Origin of the sequence: Mycobacterium intermedium, from assembly GCF_002086275.1 — a bacterium.
GTDB classification, from domain to species: Bacteria; Actinomycetota; Actinomycetes; order Mycobacteriales; family Mycobacteriaceae; genus Mycobacterium; species Mycobacterium intermedium.
In genome coordinates, this window is the sequence record NZ_MVHT01000011.1 from 46,613 (window position 1) to 67,862 (window position 21,250).

The 21,250-nt window shown below is 67.1% G+C and carries 7 protein-coding genes; 3 read left to right on the plus strand and 4 right to left on the minus strand.

What is annotated here, in order from left to right; all coding sequences use genetic code 11:
- The first annotated feature begins 63 nt into the window (after window positions 1–63).
- Together BST27_RS06485 and BST27_RS06490 are read left to right on the plus strand one after the other, a co-directional pair.
- Window positions 64–795, plus strand: coding sequence for an ABC transporter ATP-binding protein (locus tag BST27_RS06485; protein ID WP_069419527.1), 732 nt, complete (start codon window positions 64–66; stop codon window positions 793–795).
- Window positions 792–3,131, plus strand: coding sequence for an FtsX-like permease family protein (locus BST27_RS06490; protein WP_069419526.1), 2,340 nt, complete (start codon window positions 792–794; stop codon window positions 3,129–3,131). The genes BST27_RS06485 and BST27_RS06490 overlap by 4 nt, the downstream gene beginning before the upstream one ends.
- Here BST27_RS06490 and BST27_RS06495 read toward each other — a convergent pair.
- The 4 genes from BST27_RS06495 to BST27_RS06510 are packed head-to-tail and all read right to left on the minus strand — an operon-like array spanning window position 3,066 to window position 19,781.
- Window positions 3,066–4,151: a Gfo/Idh/MocA family oxidoreductase gene (locus BST27_RS06495; RefSeq protein WP_069419525.1), complete on the minus strand. Its 1,086-nt coding sequence runs from the start codon at window positions 4,149–4,151 to the stop codon at window positions 3,066–3,068. The two genes, BST27_RS06490 and BST27_RS06495, sit on opposite strands and share 66 nt — an antisense overlap.
- Window positions 4,148–5,215: a saccharopine dehydrogenase NADP-binding domain-containing protein gene (locus tag BST27_RS06500; protein WP_139805037.1), complete on the minus strand. Its 1,068-nt coding sequence runs from the start codon at window positions 5,213–5,215 to the stop codon at window positions 4,148–4,150. The genes BST27_RS06495 and BST27_RS06500 overlap by 4 nt, the downstream gene beginning before the upstream one ends.
- A complete protein-coding gene (locus BST27_RS06505; protein WP_079219711.1) occupies window positions 5,212–10,680 on the minus strand; it encodes a non-ribosomal peptide synthetase in 5,469 nt (1,822 codons plus the stop codon). The genes BST27_RS06500 and BST27_RS06505 overlap by 4 nt, the downstream gene beginning before the upstream one ends.
- Entirely contained in the window at window positions 10,677–19,781 is a 9,105-nt protein-coding gene (locus BST27_RS06510) for a non-ribosomal peptide synthetase (RefSeq protein ID WP_232007291.1), read from the minus strand. The genes BST27_RS06505 and BST27_RS06510 overlap by 4 nt, the downstream gene beginning before the upstream one ends.
- A gap of 206 nt (window positions 19,782–19,987) precedes the next feature.
- Between BST27_RS06510 and gjpA the strand changes: the two genes are divergently transcribed.
- Window positions 19,988–21,190, plus strand: a complete 1,203-nt coding sequence (gjpA, locus tag BST27_RS06515) for an outer membrane porin GjpA (protein WP_069419523.1) — start codon at window positions 19,988–19,990, stop codon at window positions 21,188–21,190.
- The last annotated feature ends 60 nt before the right edge of the window (window positions 21,191–21,250 follow it).

Sequence of the window (21,250 nt, forward strand, 5' to 3'; positions counted from 1 at the left end):
GCAGCAGGTGTTGGCGTCACCCAGAAGGTGGGTATGACGGGTGAGGTCTGAAATAGTGAGGACATGGTCGCGGGCACGGACGGCGCAAGGGTCACACTGCGATTGGCCAACGTCGGCAAGACGTACGGCAGCGGATCCACCCGAGTTGTCGCCCTGCGCGACGTGGACCTTGAAGTCACGGCCGGCGAATTCGTCGTGCTGCTCGGCCCCTCCGGATCGGGAAAGACGACGCTGCTCAACATCATCGGTGGCATCGAGCAGCCGTCCGACGGCGAGATCGAGGTCGACGGTCAAAACATCGGACGCTTCGACCGCAAGGTACGCACTCAATACCGCCGCGAACATGTCGGTTTCGTCTTTCAATTCTTCAACCTGGTGCCCACGCTGACGGCACTCGAGAATGTCGAACTCCTGGCCGAGCTGACCGGACCCGATGCGCGAGCCCGCAGTCGAGCCGCCCTGGAACGAGTGGGCATCGCTGACGTCGCGGACCGCTTCCCCGCCCAACTTTCCGGGGGGCAGCAGCAGCGCGTGGCGATCGCCCGTGCGATCGTCAAGGCGCCGCCGCTGTTGCTCTGCGATGAACCCACCGGAAGCCTCGACCTGACCACCGGGCGACAAGTCTTGGCGGCGTTGAGTGACCTGGCTCGCAACGGTTCTCAGACGATCGTTCTGGTGACACACAATTCCGAGATAGCGCGCATGGCGGATCGGGTGCTGTGGCTGCACTCAGGCGCAATCAGCAAGGCAGAGCGGATCGACAATCCGGTGGACGCATCGGAATTGGACTGGTGAGCCGTACTTTGCGACGCAAATTGCGTCGTGACGTGTGGGGGGAACGGTGGCGCTTCCTGGCGATCGCCGCGATCATCGCGATCGGCGTGGCCGTATTCATCGGCGCCACGGACAGCTACCGAAATCTCGACCAGTCCTTCGACCGGACCTACGCCGCCCAGCGGCTGCCCGACGCGATCCTGTCCGGACTCGGGGCCGCCGCGTTGCGCGACGACGCCGCCGCACTGCCGGGCAGGCCGCTCGTCGAAGCCCGCCATCAAGCCGACGTCGGCATCCGACTGAACGGACACGCGCTGTACGGCCGCGCCGTCGGGGTACCCGCTTCCCGGCAACCGACGGTGTCGTTGCTCGACCTGCGCGCGGGCGCACTGCCCGGCGCCGGGCAACTGGTGGTCGAGCAGCATGTGGCCGACCACTATCACCTTGGCCCCGGAGACACCGTCGAGCTGCTGGGACGGCAAGGCTGGCAACCGGTTACGGTTGCCAGCACCGCGCTCTCACCGGAGTACCTTTGGCCCGCCCGCTCCGCGCAGGAGGTTCTCACCACGCCCGAAGACTTCGGCGTGGTGTTCCTGCCCGGCGACGAATTGCAGCGTGCGCTACCCAACGCGACCGAACAGATCGTGGTTTACGCGCAGGACCGTTCGGCGGCGGACGCCCTGACAGCGGCGGCCGGCGAGCTGGCCCGCAAGGCCGGGCTGCAGTTCGTGCCTCGCGAAGACCAGGCGTCGTTTCACACGCTGCGGGACGACGTCATGCAGTTCCGCAGCCTCGCCGGGCTGTTGCCGTGGCTGTTCCTTGCGGCCGTCGTGCTGGGCACCTATGTGCTGCTGTCCCGAGTCGTCGCGGCACAGCGAGCGGTGATCGGAACCCTGGTCGCCAATGGACTTTCGGCGGCCGCGGTGCGCAGGCACTACCTGGGCTACGGGATCGCCTGTGCCGTGTTGGGGACTGCGCCCGGTCTGTTCGGCGGCTACTTCCTCAGCGAATGGATCACCACCAGGTTTACGACGGCCATCGCGCTGCCCATGCGGCTCACCACGATTCACCCGCTCACCTACGTGATCGCCGCGCTCGCCGCCGTCGCCGTCGCGCTGTTGGCCGCGGTGGCGCCGGCCAATGCGGCGGCACGCATGCAGCCCGCCGAGGCGATGCGGGTCGCCCCGCCGGTGGATCGCGGTCGCCGCAGCCTGATCGAGCGGCTGGTGCCCGCGCTGAGCCGCGTCCCGTCGCGTTGGCGGATGGTGTTGCGGGCCATCCCGCGGAACCGTCGGCGCACGTTGTTCACGGTGGTGGGGGTGGCGGTGTCCATCATTTTGGTGATGGTCTTCGCGGGTATGCGCGACACCCTTCCCGGCACGGTGCATCGGCAATTCGGACAGATCGCCCGACAAGACGGGGAGGCCGTGCTGTCCGGCCCGTCCGATGCGGTGCTGGACAAGCTGCGCGCGGATCCCAATGTTGAAGCGGCCGAGGCCTACAGCGCTTACGGAGTCAGCGTCTATTCCGGTGACCATCGATACGAAACCCAACTGGTCGGGCTGGCACCGCAAACCCAGTTACACACGTTTCCAGGGGATTCGGGCGAAGACCGGCTCACCGGCGATGGGGTCCTACTCGGGGTGGGTTTGCGCGAATTGCTGTCCACCTCGTTGGGAGACCACATCGATATCGTGCTGCCGCAATCGGGGCTCCGGTTCAGCGAGCGGGTCGCCGGATTCGTCGACGAACCGTTCTCGCCGGTCGTGTACATCTCGTTGGCCCAGCTGCGGGCACAAGCGGATGCGCTGCCGGTCAACGGTGTGCTGATCAAGTTCAGACCCGGCACCGAGGAGCGCGCGGCCGGCGACCGGATCGCTGCGCTACCGGGAGTGGTGGCGTATCGGTCCACGACATCGCTGGCGGCGACCATGCGGAAGGCTTTCAGCCTCTACGACACCCTGGTCGGCATCATGCTCGTTTTCGCCACCGTGATGGCGGCCGCCCTCTTGTATAACGCGTTGTCGGCCAACATGTCCGAACGGATCGGTGAGTTGGGTGCATTACATGCCCAAGGCATGGGCGCCGGCATGCTGTCCCGGTTGATCGCCGCCGAAAACGTCGGCCTCGCGTTGCTTGCGATTCCGTTTGGGGTGGTGGGCGGTGTGGTGCTCGCGGATCGTCTGCTGTCCACGTATCACAGCCTCGGCTACCACCTTCGGCTCGACATGCGGCCGACGACACCCGTGGTGGTGGCGGGCGCCATTCTCCTTGCTGCCGCGTTGGCCCAACTATCCGTTGTGCGCCGAATTCACGGCCTCGATCTGGCCCGGATCGTCCGAGAACGTGCCTTGTGACTCGTTGGTCAAGTCCGCGGCCGACAACGGGATTGGCGTCTCGTACTCGATCGGCTGTGCGGGGCCTAGCGCCGAGGTGAAGTCCGACCAGAGTCGCGCCGCGCGGACGAATCGCTGTGACATCGGCGAGCGGGAACGGTCGGTCGATTCGACGAAGTCCGTCGCCGCACGGCGAATGGCCTCGGGCCACAGTGTGTTTCGCACCTCGGCCGCGGTCGGTTCGAAGCAGGTGCCGACGAGCTCGGCAATCGGCACATCCTCGCTGGCTGCTTCCGCGCGGGGACGCCGATGCCACCGCGTCGAACCGTGGGTATGGGCCAGGACCAGTTCACCGGCATCGCACCCCACGGTGATGGTGTGCAGCAACCGCAGCTGACTGTCCGGGTTGCTGGCGCAGAGTTCGTTCTGGATGAGCAGATCGACGGTCACGTCGCCGAGGACGAGCCGACCGGCGGCGAAGGGGCCGTCGTCCGTTGGGTGCGGCACGGTGATCCGGGCCGGTGTCAGCGGGCCGACGACCTTGCTGAGGATGGTGAACAGCGGGTACGCGACATGGATCGCCGACCGCGCATGGACGTAGCGAATCCGCGATCGTTTGTCGAGAGCCTTTGCGGCCCTGATCAATTGCCGTACCGGTGCGACGCGGCTGTAGAAGTCGTTGACATCGTAGAAAACCGCATTTTTCTTGGCGACGCGCAGCAGGGACAGGATTTCGTCGGCATGTACCGGTTGCTCCTGCATGACGTGAATGCCCCGCGCCAGCAACTGCTCGCTGATCTGGACCCCATCGCCGCCGACCACGCCCGAGCGGACCACCACGAATGCGATGTCGATGCTCGGCAGGCTGTCCAGGCGGGTATACAGCGGCACACCCAGTCGATCCGCGAGCTCGGCCGACGCCGCGGACCCGGTGGAGACCAGGCCGACCAACTCGACCGGCGAACGAGGTGCCGCCAGTGCTTCGGCGTAGACCGCCCCGAAGGTCGCTCCGACGACTATCGCCCGCGGCCGCGCCGTCACAGGGCACCCTCTTCGATCGGCAATGCAGAATCGCGGCAACACGATAGCGTCGCTTGGGGAATCGCTTCGGTCACGAACTCGAGCGCGCGCGGCGGCTCATCGATGCTCCAGAATGGGTGGACCTCGGCCGGCAGGTCCGCGGCCCGCGTGGCCGCGAAGGCCGCCACCGCCCCGGTGACACGGTAGCTGTCCGGACAGCTGAACGCGGCCGTCGTCGAGCCAACGCCGTCGTGAGCGCGCGCGACGATCGCGAAATAGGGCTGGCGGCCAAACAGATCCAGTTTGGCCGCCGACCGTACCGCCTCCAGATCGGGCGATCGTTCGTCATCGATCGCCATCCGCTGCATCGCCCGGGTGCTGTGGGCGCCGTCGAACACGTTCATCCAGCAGACATTGCCAATGCCGAGATGTGCCGCCACCGCAACGGTCTCGGCGTCGAGGTGGGGGCGTGCGGTGACGGAGTCCGGAAAGCACGACGCCGGCGCCGGCTCGCATTCGTCGGGAGTGGCGCGCCGAATCACGCCGTCCCGCAACACGGCTCCCGGGTGGCTCTGGGTGTCGTGCAGACTGGCGAGATACTCGAGCACCGAGGCGGGCGTGAGTTCCTGCAATCCGCCACACCACGCGGTGACGTCCTCGATCGCGCCGGTTGCGCGTAATGCGAGCAGACGCAGCAGCAGTCCGGAGAGACCGGGCTGCACACCCGCCTGCAGCACGACGGGAACACCCGCACCGGTCGCCGTGAGCCGGTCCATCAGCGCTTGGTCACCGCCTGGGTCGACGTAGGGCACCCCCGCGGCGACGGCGGCTTCGGCGACCTGCGCGCTGAATGTTGTTGACGGTCCGGCGCAGTTGACGACGACGTCGCATTGTGTCGCCACGGCGGTAACGGCCGCCGCATCGGTGATGTCGATTCGGGCGACGTCGGCACCCGGGGCCACCTCGCGAAGCCGTGCCTCGTCGCGGCCGGCCAGCACGACGGACATGCCGCGCAGACGCGTCAAGACGTCGAAGCAGCCGCGTCCGACCGCTCCGGTACCGCCGAGCAGCAGCACGCCGGTCACGTACCGCTGACCCAAGAGTGCACGAGCAGCTTGGCGACGGCTTCCGCGTTTTCACCGGTCAGACAATCGAAGTGGTTGCCGTCGATGGTGCTGACCGTCAACTCGCCCAGGCAGTAGTCGGACCAGAATGCGGTCATGTCTTCCTGCAGCGTTGGCAGGAAATGGATGTCGCCCCGTTGTCGCAGGAAGTGAATGTCACCCAGGAACGGCTCGGCCGCGCCATGCACCACCGCCCGCAGGCTGTGCACGAAGATCGACCGCAGTTCGGTGAGGGATTCGACATCCCACGACTCGCCCAAAACGCCCGATTCGGCCAGCAACCGCAGGCGTGGCGCCCCGGGTTCCGCGCTGCGCTCGAGGCACGCCGCGAGCACCGGTTCGGCCTCGCCGCGCAACGCGCCGGCCGGTATCACGTCGCCGTACCGGGCCCTGGCGCGCGTGAAGGCGCCGCGGATGGCGTCGTCGTCAACCTGCAGGCCGAGGGCTTCCGGTGGTACCTGCAGGATTTGGGCGAAACAGTAGTCGAGGATGTCGTCGTCTTCGACGTCCATCGGGACCCGGTACGAGCTGGCCACGGTCACCGTGCCGACGTCAATGCCGGACTCTTCCAGACACTTCGCGATCTCGGCTGCCAGCAGCCCGCCCATGCAGTAACCAAACAGATGAACCTTGGTGGGTGCCAAGGCCACAATCGGCGCGCTGTAGCGCGCGGCCAGTGTGGTGAACAGCCGCGCGGGTTCGACCTCGGCGTAGCCGTCGCCCGGAATCCGCTGCAGCCCATACAGGTCGGGCACCTGATCGCCCATCCCGAGCAGCTGCGGCACCAACTGCGCATAGGGCGCCAGTCCCCCGCTACCGTCGTGCACGCACACCGCGATCTCGGTGCCGGGGGTAAAGCCTTGGCCCGCACCGAGGTACACCAGCGGCGAGCCGTCGTGGCCGGAGTTGCTCGGCCGGGACTCCGTGCCGCCGCGCACTGCCTCGGCGGCCGCGCCCAGGCTGGGATTGGAGACCATCGCGCGTAGCAGATCATCCCAGGCCAGGCCGGAGGCTTCAGGAATTTCGCGGCGGATCCGGCCGATCGCCTGGGCCATGAGCAGCGAGTCGCCGCCGAGGGCGAAGAAGTCCGATGCGGGTGAGAAGGATTCGCTGGATGGCAGCCCGAGCACCGACGCCCAGATGTCGGCGATGCGGGACTGCATGGTGTCCAGATGTCCCTGCCACCCGGCCGCACCCGCGCCGGCCTCGCCGTCGGCCCGGGCCGCAGACCGCAGCGATTCGAGTTCGGTCGTGACCGCCGCTCGATCGACCTTCCCGTTGGCCGTCAGCGGCAACGCGGGCAGGCAGATGAGCTGTTGCGGAACCATGTAATTCGGCAATAGCTGCCCCGCGCGTTCGATCACCTCGGTCGACCGCAACGAATGCGCGGTAGACGCGGAGTCACACCAGAACACGTGCTGGCCAAGCCACCCCAGCGGGTGCTCCGGCGGCGGAAAGCTGCACACCTCGCCGAACGGCGAACGCTGCAGGGCGCCAAGCCATTGCGCGTGGGAAAGAAACGCCGCGTTGGTCCCGGCGCGCGCATCGGTGAATCCGTGCAGACCCTCTTTGAATTCCATCGAAATCATCAGTGGGTGGTTGACGCCGGTGGCGTCGATGCAGACGAGGGATCCGCCGGGCGTCAGTAGTCGGTCCAGCATGATGAGTGTGTCGTCGATGTTGACCGCGTTGTGCAGCACGTTTGCGCAGACGATGACGTCGAAGGATTGCGGGCAGAAGCCTTGCTCCGCGGGTGAACGATTGATGTCGAACATTCGGTAGTCGATGAAGTCGTGGTCGGCGAACATTTGGCTGGCCCGGAGCAGGAAGAAGTTCGACACGTCGGTGAACGTGTACCGCACGTGGTAGGGCGCAAGCGCGGTGACGAGGTCCGCACTGGTGCCGCCGACACCGGCGCCGACCTCCAAGACCCGCAGGGGTCGTCGGGCCGTGGCCCGGCTCGCGCGAGCGGCGACACCGGACACCACCAGCCGGTTGGTATATCGACTGATCAGGTTGTCGCGGTAGGCGGCGGTCGCGGTGCCGACCGTTCCCTCGCGGAACAGCAGCCCGAGTGGGTCGACGGCACCGGCCAGCAAGCCGGGCAGGTTCTCGATGCATTCGCCCACGTAGGCCAACAGGTCGTCACCGTAGTCGACGGCGGCACCGAGTTCGCGCACCCGCTGCCACTGGGCGGCGCAGTCTGAAAGTTCTCGATGTTCGGTCAGTTCAAGCCGGGAACCCGGCCTCATTGTGACCAGGCCCGCGTCGACGAGCGCGTCGAGCCAGCGGCGCAGCAGTCGGTGGAGCCGGCCGGGCAGCGAAAGGCGTTGGCCCAGTTCGTCTACGGTGATCGGTTCGCCCGGGCGTGCCACGGTACCCAGGGCCGCGCACATGCTTTCCAGCGCAACCGATCGGGCGGCTGCGGCGAAGCGCAGCAGCTTTTCGCCGTCGAGGTCCGCGGTCTGGTGCTGGTGCGCTTTGCCGAGGCTGCGCCGGACCGCTTCGGAGCTGCAACGGCGTTCGGATCGCTCGGTGTCGTCCGCGATGTCCGGGACGACCGCGGCCGCGATGATCCGGTCGTGCGGCGCCTGCCCGATGGCGGCGCTCATCGCGGTCCGTACCCCGGGGATCCGGCACAGTGCCGAATCGACTTCGGCCAGTTCGATGCGGTGACCGCGGATCTTGACCTGGTTGTCACGCCGGCCGAGCAACTCGATCACACCATCGTCGGTGTATCGACCGAAATCGCCGGTGCGGTAAAGTCGCTCGCCACTGACCGGATGGTCGATGAACGCAGCGGCGGTGCGATCGGGATCACCGAGATACCCCTGCGCGAGACCCACCCCGCCGATGTGTATTTCACCGATCTGCCAGGGCGCCGCGGGCTCCCCGCGGTGGGTCAGAACGTGCACGCTTTGGTTGCGCATCGCGGTCCCGTACGGGACGCTGCGCTCGTATCGGCGTGCCTCCAGCGGATGACAGATCGACCAGATGGCGGCCTCGGTCGCGCCGCCGAGGCTGAGCATGGCGGCCCGCGGCGCCAACGACGCGATCTGTTTGGGTTGGGACACCGGAATCCAGTCGCCCGACAGCATGATTCGCCGCAGACTTGGCAGCGTTTCGCGATCTCCGACGTGCTCAAGCAGTAGTTGCATCTGTGCGGGCACGGAATTCCACACCGTCACGCCATGTTTCGCGATGGAGTCGGCCCATGCCCGCGGGTCGTTGCGCGCCGTTCCCGCCGCGAACACGATGGTGCCGCCGACGGCCAGGAGCCCGAAGATGTTGTACACCGACAGATCGAACGTGTGTTGCGAGACGGCGAGTACGGAGTCGGTTGCCCGAATGTCCAGCCGATCGTTGACGTCGTCGATGGTGTTCCAGGCGGCGCGGTGACTCACCATGACGCCCTTGGGCGTTCCGGTAGACCCCGACGTGAAGATCACATAGGCGGTGTTGTCCGGCGCCGGCGATGGCACCGCAATCGTGGTGCTGCCCGGTAGCCAGGTCGCCGGGTCGGCGAGCAATTCATCGACCCGTCCACCGGGCTCGAACAAGGCGGTCAGCGAGCATTGCTGGGTGATCTGCGCGACCCGGTGGTACGGCCACGCCACATCGAGCGGCACGTACGCCGCCCCGGCGAGCACGGTGCCCAGGATCGCCGCGACCTGACTTGGCCCCGCCGGCAGGCGAATTCCGATGTAGTCGCCAACACCGGCACCGGCGGCGGACAATTCCGCTGCTACCGCATGGGCGGCGGCGAGCAGCCCACCGTAGGTTACCGACCACTCACCGTGCCGGATCGCCACCGCATCCGGCGTCCGCGCGGCCTGTTGTAAGAACCCGGAATGAAGCAAAGCGCCGTTGGGCGGTACCGGGGTGCGTTGTGGAGCCGACACGGCGAGCAGAGGTCGGTCCCATGCCAGTGGGTCGGAGCTGAGCTTCTCCACGGCATCGCGGAAGTCGGCGAATGCGCGGTCGAGTACCTCGTCGCTGATGGCTCCGTCGCGGGTGTCCCAGTTGATCTCGCAGACACCGTCGATCTCGAACACCTGGCAGTCCAACAGCACCTGCGGGGTTTGACTCAGTCCCCGCCCAGGTACCGGACGCAGGAAGGGTGCGCTTTGGACGTCGAAGCCGAGCGTCGACGTCAGCACCACCGGTGAGTGCTCGCCACGGTGTTCGGCGTGTTGCGCCAGCATGCGCGCCACCTCGATGCCGTCTACGCCGGCATGGTCCATGTCCTCGAAGAGGCGCCGGCCGATCACGCCCAGGAGTTCGGCGAACCGGCGCTGCCCGCGTACATCCACTTCGAGGACGCTGGTTCCGGTGAAGTCCCCGACCAGTCGATCGACGTCCGGAACGAAGGGATGTCGGGACATGGTTGTCAGCGTCAACAGAAAATGGTCACGGTCACCGTAGCGGCCCAGGACGCAGCTGAATGCCGTTGCGATCGCCACGCTGGCGGTGGCGCCGCGCTCGGTCGCGCGGTTGCTGAAGGCCGCGAACCGGCTGGCTGCCAACCGCATCGACCTCCGCGAGAAGGTCGGTGCGACGTCCGCCGAGCCGGCGTCGCGCCCGCGACACTCAGGCAGCAGCGGCAACGCTATCGGGGGCGGCAACTCCTCGAGCCGACCCTGCCAATAGTCCAGGTCGCGTTGCCGACGTCGGGAACCGGCCACCGAGTTGCGCTGGCGAGTTAGGTTGAGCAGGTATTCGCGAAAGCTGAATTCCGGTGCCGGAGGTACGTATTCCGGGTCCAACAGCGCCTGCCCGAAGTCGGTCATCACGATGAAGATGCTGACGAAGTCGGCGATCAGCAGGTCGACCGACACGTGTACCAAGGCGTCGTCCGGACCGATGGTCACCACGATGTCATACATCGGGCCTTCGCCCAGCGGATAGACGCGGTTTTTCAGTTCCTCCGTGATCCGGGCGCGGTCGCGTGAAATCTGTTCGCTGTCGGCACTTTCGAGGACCGACAGGCCATCGTCGAGATCGGTCCGGATGATCTGGTAGCCGTCAGGATCTACGACACAGCGCAACATGTCATGCGCGTCGACGACCTTGGACCACGCCGCGCGGTACTGGGCGGCGGACGGTTTCGTCACGCTGTGGTCGACGGCGAACTCCGCATACCCGTGACAACCGACACCGCCCCAGCGAAACGCCGATGTGCGTCCGACCGAATACGCCGCCTGGACGGCGGTGAGCGGAAAGGGCTCGAACCTATCCTGCGGCGCCCGCAGCACTTGAGTTTCGCGCGTCAGCTCCGCGATGACGTCCGCTTTGGCCGCCGACAGCGCCGCTTTGAGATCGGGGCCCAAGACGCCCTGCGGCGCCCGGAAGCGCAGGTTCTCACCGTCGACCCAGAGTTGCACGCCGAGGCGGCGCACCTGGTCGATCAGCGTCGCGGCGCTCACAACACACCCTCTTCAAAGTCCGCACCGTCGGCGGCGCGCAGCTGTGCCAGCTTTTCGCTGAAGTCCCCGATCACGGGGTTCTCGAACAGCAGTCGCAACGTGGCCGCGTCCGAAACTTCGCGGCTCAATCGCTCCACCACGCTGGTCGCGGACACCGAGTCACCGCCGAGTTGAAAGAAGTTGTCGGACTTCGCCACCCGCGCCAGGCCGAGGGCCGCGGCGCAGATCGCCATGACACGCTGGGTGAGCTCGTCGTCCGTTCCGGCCTGCTCCGACGGTGCCGCGACCATGGCGTCGACCAGCTTGTCGAGGTTCCGCCGGGCGATCTCCGGTGAAATCGCCTGCGTGACAAAGTCCCACGACAAGGCCAGCGATCCGTCCCGCTCCCACATCTGGAAGTCCAGCAGCGTCTGCGGCGTTTGCGAAATGCCGTATACGAGCGCGCCGAGATCGAACGACGGCCACCGGGAGTTGTCAACCAGTCCGAGTCCACTGGTGAAGACCACCGGGAACACGGCGTTCGCCGGCCGGCCATGGTGGCGCAGGAGTTCACGCTGCAGCCAGACCGCGTCCGACGAGCGGTGGGGCAGGTCGGTGAGTAGCTGTCGCTGCACTCGACGGGCCTGCTCCCAGATCGACGCGGTCGCCTCGACACGGCACTCCAGCAGCAGCAGTGAGGTGAAATCGCCGATGACGTCGTCGATCCCGGGCACACCGGGATCCCGGTCGAACAGGGTGACGTTCACGCAGAAGTGGGCCGTCCCGGCCCACTGTGCCAGTGTTCGCGCATAGTTGGCCAGCAGGAACGCGGAGGGAGTGACTCGTTCGCTCCGGCAGGTCCGGGTGATTCTTTCCCAATCGGCCTTGGCGACAACCGCTTCCACCCGCTCGAACACCGGCTTGTCGATGTCGAGGATTTCCTGCAGCGAAACCAGCTCCGGCGCCGGCGGCAACGACGACAGGCGGGTGCGCCAGTAGGCGCGGCCCGCCGCCAGCTGGGGCAGCGCCGACTCGTCGGCATCCGGCCACAATTCCGGATGGCTGTTCACATAGTCCGCGAAAGTTGTCTGCAATGACGGCAAGTCATCGACGCTTCCACCCCGATAGAGATGGTCGAGGTGGGCGAGGGCGATCATCATGCTGGTGCCGTCCAGCATGATGTTGTCCATGCTGATCCCGACGATGGTGCGCCGGTCTTCGGCCTGAATCCCGAAGTCGATTCCGGGCCGCGTGGTGAGGTCGATGACCTGATCGCGCAGTCGAGCGCGCACGTCGTCATATTCGTGCACGACGGGCTCGAGCGGCGCGGGGTGCACGACGGCGGTGAAGCGGGCTGGCCGGGTGCCGATCTCAGTGGTCACCGTGGTGCGCAATCCGGGGTGGTGCATGATGAGTTGCCGTGCGGCCGTCTCGAACCTCGACCGGTCGAAATCCGTGGCCTCGAACTCGAAATAGCAGTGTGCCGCAACGCCGCTGAGCAGAAAGCCGCCGACCCGGCCGGCCAGATAAGCCTGTTGGACATTGGTGAGCGGAAACTCGGTGCTGCCACTCGGCCGGCTCGGCAGCGCGGCCTGCGCGGGCTCCGGTGCCGTGGGTGCCCCGGCATGCGCGGCGAGCTCACCCAGCACCGGGTAGTTGAACAGGTCGACGAGGGCCAAATGCCCGAAGCCGGCGGCACGTAGGTCGGCATAGACCCGGGTCGCCACGATGCTGTCGCCGCCGAGCAGGAAGAAGTCGTCGGTCGCGGTGGGTGTTCGGTCATTCAGGTGCCGTTGCCAAATCTCGGCGATCGTGGCGAGCACCGACGGGTCGGCCGCGGGCGCCGACGCCGGGGCGGGCAGTGGTTGCGCGGTATCGGCGCGCCGCGTCGTTTGCGGTCGCGCGGAACGCGGTTGCCGGTAGGCGATGATGGTCACGCCGGGGCCATCCTGCGTCATCTGCGCCGGCTGCCAACGCTGATCCGCGATAAACCGCCACCACTGGTCCGCGGTGGGCAATGAATTCGTCGATACCAGGCCCGGGTTGACTATGGCCGCGCTGGCCAACGTCGCCGAGGTCACCCCGCAGACCTCGGCCACCCACAGCCAGCCGCCGTCGGCCACGGTGAGCGCACCGAGCACCGACCGCGGGTCGGGAAGCTGATGCAGCGAGCCACAGCAGATCACCACATCCACTGCGGTGGCGGCGATCTGTTCCGGTGTCGGGATATGCCGGGTGGTGGTGGCAATATGCCTTCCCGCGGCGATCTCGGCCAGCACGGGGTTCGGCTCGAAGCACAGGTACTCGTCGACGACCGCGCCAAACATCTCGGCGAGCCGTTCCGTGATCAGCCCGGTCCGAGAGCCGATTTCGACGACGCGAAGCCGCCGGCCGAGCTGTCGCGCATGTCCGAAGACCCGCTCGCTGAGGTCGTCCAGCGCCCAGTGCAGCCGCTCGTCGGCGAGCAGCATCACCTCGGGAGACAGTTGTGGGTCGCCGACCAGGGTCTGCGGCGAGGCCGCGCCGGTGACGATGTCGGCCAACCGCCGTGCCGCCCGGGCCGTGGTGGGTTCCATTGCAGGGGCTTCCGGCAGCTGCCGCCAAAGTCGCACCAGCTCCGCATATTCGGGGCGGACCCGCTCGGCGGTGCAGAGACTTGCCGCCGCGGCAATCACTGCGCTGGCCCAGTCCCCGGTTTGTGCGACGGGCGCGACAACCTGGTCTACCTCGTTGCCCCGCCCCGCATGGCGGCGGACCGCGCGCTCGAAGTGCGCGAACGCGGCGGCCAGTGATTCGTCGGCAATGATGCCGATGGCGGTGTCCCAGCTGATCCTGGCGCCGCCCATGTCGTCCTCGACCTGACAGTCCAGCATGACGCCGGGAGTCTGGGTCAGCGTTCGGATACTCGACAATCCGGCATCCCCAGCCGGGACAAGACCCAGTGTGCTGGTGAACACGACGGGGTATTCGGTGGAACCGGCCGCCGTCAGCGCGGCGAGCCGCCCGGTGGCATCGCTGTCGACGCCGACCGCAGCCCACAGTTGCTCTTGCGCCGCGGCGACGGCCGCGGGTGAACCCGGCCGTGCGGCACGGTAGTCGGTGTCGCACAACGCCAGTCGGGTGAAATTGCCCAGCACTTCACGGTCGGCGGGGGCATAGTCCGGCCGGTGCGATGTGGGTACGACGATCGCGAACCGCTCGCCCGCGCCCATGGAGTGCAGCGCGTCGGTGAAGGCCTCGAAGATCAGTGCGGTGGGGGTGACCCGCAGCTGTGCGGCGCGGTCCCGCAGGTCGGCGAAGGCGTGGGGATCCAGCGTGAAACTCGATCGGGCGAAACCGACTCGGGCCTTGCCGTCGGGGCGCTGGGGGCGCAGCGGCAGCACGGGCGGCGCGCCGGCATCGAGGCTCGAATTCTGGCCGCTGTCTTGACTTTCCGCAGTTTCCGTGACGAACCGCACGAAAACCTCTGCGGTGGGGTCGACTTGACGCGGCCGGGGGGACCCCTGGTAGTCGGCGACGATTGTCGCGATGACGGTGGCGAGGCTGCGGGCGTCGAGGCTCAGGTAGTTGATCAGCAGCCCGACATACTGAGACGGGCCGGACGGGGTGAAGCACTGGATGGCCGGAACGGCCCGCGGATCGAACGCCGCGCCGGCCATGCGTTGCAGCAAACCATCCGGGTCGCACGCCTCGACGACGTGTACCGCCACGTGGGCGGCATCGGGATGCACGCGCTGGTCGGTGTCGGACCCCAATGCGCAACGCAGCATCGCGAACTCGTCGACACATCGACCGACCGCGGTCGCGAAGCGGTCGACATCGATGCCGGCCTCGGGGACCTTCACCCCCAGCACAATGGCGAAATAGGTTGGCGCACGGACACGTCCGTTCAACCCCGCGCTGCCCAGTACATAGGCCTGCTGGAGACGGGTCAGCGCAAAGCCCGCTTCCGCCCGGCCGGCGTCGGCGCTGCGACAGGGAGGATCAGACAGAAGTCGACCGATTATGCAGCAAGAGCTGAACTCGCCCAGCGTTTGCCGCCGCAACAGGTGGCCGACCGCTGCCCCGCGCACTCCCCTGCGGTTGAGCTCCGCGACCACCTGCGTCGCGCGCAAACTGTCACCGCCGTGGGCGAAGAAGTTGTCTTCTCGTCGCGTGATCGGGGTGCCGAGCGCCTCGGACCAGACGTCGGCGACCAACTGTTCCACCGCGCTCAGTCCGGTGCCGGTCTCGGCTGGTTGTCCGCCCGCCGACGCCCGCGCGAAGGTCTCCACCTCCATGGCGGCCCAGCGTCGATCGACCTTGCCGTTTGCGGTGAGCGGCAGTTCGTCGCGGCATACCCACGATTTCGGGATCATATACTGCGGCAACCGATCTGCGAGATAGGCCCGCAACTCGTCGGCGGCGGCGGCGCCTTCCCCAGCGCCATCGCGGACGACAACCACCGCGCCGAGCGCCGTGTTGGCGTGAATCGGCACCACGGTCGCGGCGAGTACCCGGGGATGGTCGCGCAGCACGTGCTCGATCTCACCGCACTCGACGCGGTGACCTCCGATCTTGACCTGTGCATCGCGCCGGCCGAGGAATTGCAGGGTCCCGTCGTGCCAGTAACAGCCGAGATCACCGGTGCGGTACCAGCGTTCGCCCGTCTCGTCGACCACGAATCGCTCGTCGGTCAGGTCCGGGGCGTTCTGATACCCGTCGGCGACACCGGCTCCCCCGATCCACAGTTCACCCGCGACATAGTCGGGTCGATCCCGGCCCAGTTCGTCCACGACCCGAAACGCCTGGTTGGACAACGGGTATCCGTAGGGAATCGACACCCAGTCGGGGGCGACGTCGGTCACCACGAACTCGTTGGACCAAATCGCGGCCTCGGTGGCACCACCCATCGCGACCAGGCGCGCGCCCGGTGCGGCATGGTGTAGCCGCCTCGGCATGTCCAGCGGGATCCAGTCGCCGGACAGGAGCACCGTCCGCAAACTCGGCAGCGCGTTGGCGCGCTCCCCCGCGGCGATCAACAACATGTCCATCAACGCCGGCACGGAATTCCAAACGCTGACCGCATATTCGTTGATCAACGTATTCCAGCGGAATGCGTCGCGGCGCGACTGCTCCGATATCGTCACCACGCTGGCGCCGCAGCTGAGCGGGCCGAAGATGTCGTAGACACTGAGGTCGAAGTCCAGCGCCGACAACGCCAGCAGCGTATCCCGGCTGCCAATCTTGTTGCGGCGGTTCACGTCCACGATGGTGTTCAACGCCGCCGCATGGGAAACCAGCACGCCCTTGGGTTCTCCGGTGGAGCCAGACGTGTAGATCACGTAGGCGGTGTCGCCCGGGCGCGCACGAACCGGGTCTCCCGGAGCGCGCCGGATCAGCGTTTCGATGTCGTGCAACGCCGGGCCGTCAACGTCGCCGATTTCCAAGCGCTTTGACCGGATCAGCCCCGACATTCCAGACCCGGAGCAGATGCGCGCAAGGCGGTCTAGCGGCTGGTCCGTGCCGACCGGCAGGTAGCTGCACCCGGCCATCAATGCCCCGAGTACGGCGACGATCTGGGCCGGCCCCTTGGACAGTTGGATGCCGATGATGGAGCCTGGGGCATGCCGGTTCGCCAGCGCCGCGGCGACACTGCGCGCATATTCGTCGAGTGCCCCATAGGACAGCTGGGCGTGGGCGCCCGCAATCGGGTCGCCGTAGGCATCGGCGTCGAACTCGTCGGCCCGCCAACGCAACGCGACCCGGGTGGGATCGAGCCGCGCCTGTTCCCGGAATGCGTCGTAAAGCAACCCCGTCGGTCTGGGCGCGGTGGTGGCGTTGCGTTGTTGGCGGACCAGTCGTGAATGGGGCGGCAGGTCGATTTCCGGGGGCGTAGACCAGTCGTGGGCAGCCAGACCCTCGAGCAGCCTGACATAAGTGCCGAACATGTCCTCGACGACACCGGGCGGGAAGCAGCCCGCACGGTAGTCCCACGACACGACCAGCTCGTCGCCATGGGCGCCGACCTGGTTGTCGATGATCACCTGCGGGGTCATTGAGCACACTTCGCCGACGCAACCGAGCGTGTCCGCGTCACGTTGCGACAGGACGGCCGTGTCCGCCGCGTAGGTGAAGACGACCGGCGCGATTCCACTGTGTCCGGTGCCGCACTTCAACTGCGCTGCCAGGAGTTCGGCGGTCTCGGGTGCGGTCAGCGCGGTACGCAGGCCCCGTTGCGCGATGCGTGCCTGGGTCGCGAAGCCGGTCAGCTCGTCGGCACCGGCCCGGTAGAGATGGGTCTTGGTGAAGTCACCGATCACGTCCGCAACGCCGGGCGGACGACCAAAGGTAGTGACGTTGATCAGGAAGTCGTCGGTGCTGCTCCAATGCCGGAGCACCAGGGCATATGCGGCCAAGAACACCGCCGCCCGAGTGACCCCGTGTGCCCGGCACCCATCGTCCAGGCCCGCTGTCACCTTGGCGCACAACGCGTGTTGCCGACGGCGAAACGCGGTTTCGCGTTCCTCGGACCGGGGCAGTTGTGGGCCTTCGGGGAGGCGTTCGACGGCGGCGCTCGGCGGTAGTTGCATGGCCGGCACGGGCACGGGAACGGTCGCGGACAGCGCGGGCAAGTCCTCGCCGCGATACAACGCCGCCAACTCCCGCAGAAAGATCCCGATGCTGGTCAAGTCGGCGATGATGAGATCAAACGCGAAATGCAGGATGCAGCCGTCGGGCAGCAGGGTCAGTTCGACCCGCCAGGTGTCTCCACTCTCGATGCCGAATCGGTGCGTGCGCAACCTGTTCCGCACCTCGTCGAGGCGTCGGCGCCGGGCGGCATCAGTAGCCGCGGTCAGGTCGTGGATCTGCAAGGGTGCGTGAATGTTCTGCGGCATGACGCGGCCTCGCGTCGCATCGGGAAACATGCTGCGCAGCATCGGGTGTCGCCGCGCCAGCGCGCCGAGGGCGGTGTCGAGCCGGTAGGGGTCGATGGTGGCGCCACTGAGTTCGAAATAGGTCTGACAGCCCACTCCGCCGAGTGGTTGTTCCGCGCCGCGACCGATCCAGTACGCACGTTGCAGCGCTGTCGTCGGTATGTCGGATGCGGCTCCGGGCAAGGTGGTGTCACGTGCGGGGAGGGATGGGGCAGTGTCGAAGAGCCGCTGCCAATTGCGCAGTGTCGGTTCCGCATACAAGGCCGCGAAGTCCAGCTGCCGGCCCCCGGCGGCCGCCCATTCGACCACCTGCGTGGTCATCATGGACGTCAGCCCCAGTTCGGTGAGATCGGTGCCACTGCCGAGTTCGTGAACATGCACACCGAGCAAGCGCGCAACGTATCCCGCCAACTCGTTCGGCGGCCGGTCGGTTCCGGACGGCGCCGGCCGGATGGACACCTCGTGGACGACATCGAATGCGCCGGCGTTGAGCAGCTCGAGTGTCTTGCGGCGCCGAATCTTTCCGGACGTCGTCCTGGGCAGCGCCCGGGGGCGCAACCACACGATGCGTTCTGGTGCGATGTGATGCGCAGCGAGAATTCTGCGCCGCAGCACCCGACTGATGTCGTCGAGATCTTCGCGGGCGGCGCTGACGTCGGCGGCTTCCAAGACCAGCCACCACTCGTGGGATCCGTCGGGCTGCACGGCACACGCTCCACCGCTGTCCACCCCGCAGCGCGCCTCTTCGACGGTCGTCTCGATGTCGTTCGGGAAGTAGTTGCCGCCCCCGACGATGATCAGGTCGCGATAGCGTCCGCAGATGTACAGCTCGCCGTTGCTCCGGAACCCGGCGTCGCCGGTCCGCAGGTAGGGCCCCGCCCCGTCGGCCGTTGTGGCGCCGAATGTTTCGGCCGTCTCCCGGGGCCGGCGCCAGTATCCTCGTGGCAACCCCGTACCGCCGACCCAGATTTCGCCAACATGCCCGTCGGGCACGATGATGCGCCGCTCCGGATCGACGATGCGCACGTCCCAACCGAAAGTGCTGTTGCCGCAACTCACCAGCGTGCGCGTGCGCTGACCGGGCGCCGGCTGATCAATCGCGACCGCGCGACCGCGGTTGAGTTGTTCGGCATCGAAGTTCGTTTGCACCCAGGGGCGCGGGTTACGCGTTCCGGACACGGCCAGCCCAGCCTCGGCGAGCCCGTACTGCGGTGCCATGACGTCGTCGCTCAGACCAGCGGAGCGAAACTTCTCGACAAAGTCGCGCAGCGTGGAGGGGCGGACGGGCTCTGCGCCGCTGACGGCCAGCCGCAGACAGGACAGGTCGAGGGATTCGAGCGCCGCGTCGTCGAAGGCGTCGATGCACAGCCGATAACCGAAATCCGGTCCGGCGATCCAGTTTCCGCGGACCTGACCGACCGTTTCCAGCCAGATGCGCGGGTGGCGCACGAACTCGGTCGGCGGGATGAGGGTCGCGCTTCCACCCGTGCCCAGGGCCAGCAGTGTTCCCCAGAAAATGCCCAAGTCGTGGTACAGGGGGAGCCAGCTGACCGTGTGTATGTCGTCGGGTCGGTTCCACAGCGCCATCGCGATGGCGAGTTGATGCAGCATCGACTCGTGAGTGTTGATGATCCCCTTCGGCTCTCCCGTCGAGCCAGAGGAATACTGCAGGAACGCGACCTGTGGGGCGTCGGTCAACGCGGGCGGCCGCGCGGCGCCTGCCGCGGAGTCCGGTGTCCGCAGCACCAAGCCGTCCAGCAGGGAATCGCGGCCAAGCGCCTCGACGAGGTCGGAGCTGGTGTACACCGCCGACGGGTCACAGTCGCGCAAAATGTGTTGCGCCCGTTGCAGAAACCGCTCTGGCGCACCGGCGGCGGGCAGATAGAGCGGAACCGGGACGAGTCCGGCATCCAGTGCGGCGATGAACCCAGCCACGTAATCGGCATCGCCGGCCTGGGCCATGACGACTCGCGAGCCGACGGGCAGGTCGGCGAAGGCGCCGTCGCGGATCTGCGAGACCCGGTCCCACAGCCTGCGGTACGTCCAGACGTCCGTTCCGCTCGCCTCGACCATGCGGAGCGCGACGGCCTGGGGGCGTCGGGCGACCCACTGCGCAATCACCTCGTTGGCGCGTCGATCGGCTGCGGACGAGTTGGTCGGCTCGACGTAACCAGGTTCGGTCCCAGGCTTGGGTGTCCCAGTCACTGCGAACACCATCCCCGCACCCCTCCCATCGTGGGCTGACCCTCAGCACGCCATGCCAGCCTGACGCATCCCCAGTGGTTGACAAAGAGCGGCTACGTATGCAAGTTACTACCTGCAAACGATGTGCAACACCGGCCTCCATTAATGTCGCTTGTACCGAGCTTGACCGGAAGCCTGGGATCAGCACGAAACCGAGAGCGGTGGATATGTCGTTCGTCAGCGCAGCACCACACTTGCTGCAGGGTGCGGCCCAGGATCTGGCGGGCCTTCGCTCGTTGCTGGCCGACGCCGCGGTACACGTTTCAAGTCCCACCACCGGGATCGCGGCCGCCGCCCAAGACGAGATATCCGTTGCGATTGCTTCATTTTTCGGCGACTTCGGCCGGGAATTTCAAACTGTCAGCGCCCACGCGCAGGCATTTCACGCACAGTTCGTCAACTTGCTGAACGCGAGCGCCGGAGCGTACGGGAGCGCCGAGACCGCCGCGCAACGGACTCTGCTCGGAGTCGACCCGATCGACACGTGGCGACAGGTCGTTGCCAACACGGCCGAAAACGCCCAAACGGTTGTCGGCGCCTCCCGGGCCGGACTGAGCACCCTGGTCAACGGCGTCTCCACCGGATTCACCCAACTTGCGACCAACCCCGCGGCGTTCTTCGGCAACCTGCAGACCGCGGCGCAGTCCGTGTTCCTGGTCGGAGCGCCCGAGGATGTCACGGCGGCCGTCATACGGCACACGCTGGGCGGGGTCACGACCGCGACCAACCCGCTCGCCGTACCTCCCGATCCGACGGTGGTTCCGGTAAACGACGCGCACGGCGAGGTGTACACCGGCCTGCTCGGCGACGGCTACATCCCGACCGGTCCCGACGGCCTGTTGCTGTCAACCATTCTGAACTTGGCATCGTCGCCGTTCAGCGGGGTGGCCCTCGGTGCCGTGGGCCCCGTCATCAGCCCCGCCGTGGCGCTGTGGAACAGCGCGGGGAGCGTTTTCGCCGACATCACCGGCGGCAACGCGACGGGAGCTCTGGGCCACCTGATCAACATCCCCGCCAACGTCGTTGACGCGTTCTTCAACGGCGCCACCCTGAACATCGATGCGCTGGCGCCCGTCTTCAACCCGTTCGTTGTCGAAGGCTCGGGCGGAGCCGAGCAGCTGACGGGCCTGAGCGTCGCGTTCGGTGGGTTGTTCAGCCCGGGCCAGGTGGTCGACGGCGCCAGCGGCGACATGTACTACGGCGTGGGCGGGTCCGCCCTCAACGCCTTGGGGATGCACCTGAGCTTCTTCCCGCCCGACGACTTCGCCGGCGGCAGTATCGCAATTCCCGCGATACCGGTCGGTCCGATCGGTGCCACCGCCGGTCTGCTCAGCATCCTCGGGCAGGCATTGGGCGGCCAGCTGATCTGATGCCGGGCTGGTGCCGGCGCCCTGCCCGTCGTGTCTCGCGGTAAAGCGCACAGAATCGGT

Coding starts and splice junctions, on each gene's coding strand:
- BST27_RS06485 (WP_069419527.1), top strand. CDS start 64: ATGGTCGCGGGCACGGACGGCGCAAGGGTCACACTGCGATTGGCCAAC.
- gjpA (WP_069419523.1), top strand. CDS start 19,988: ATGTCGTTCGTCAGCGCAGCACCACACTTGCTGCAGGGTGCGGCCCAG.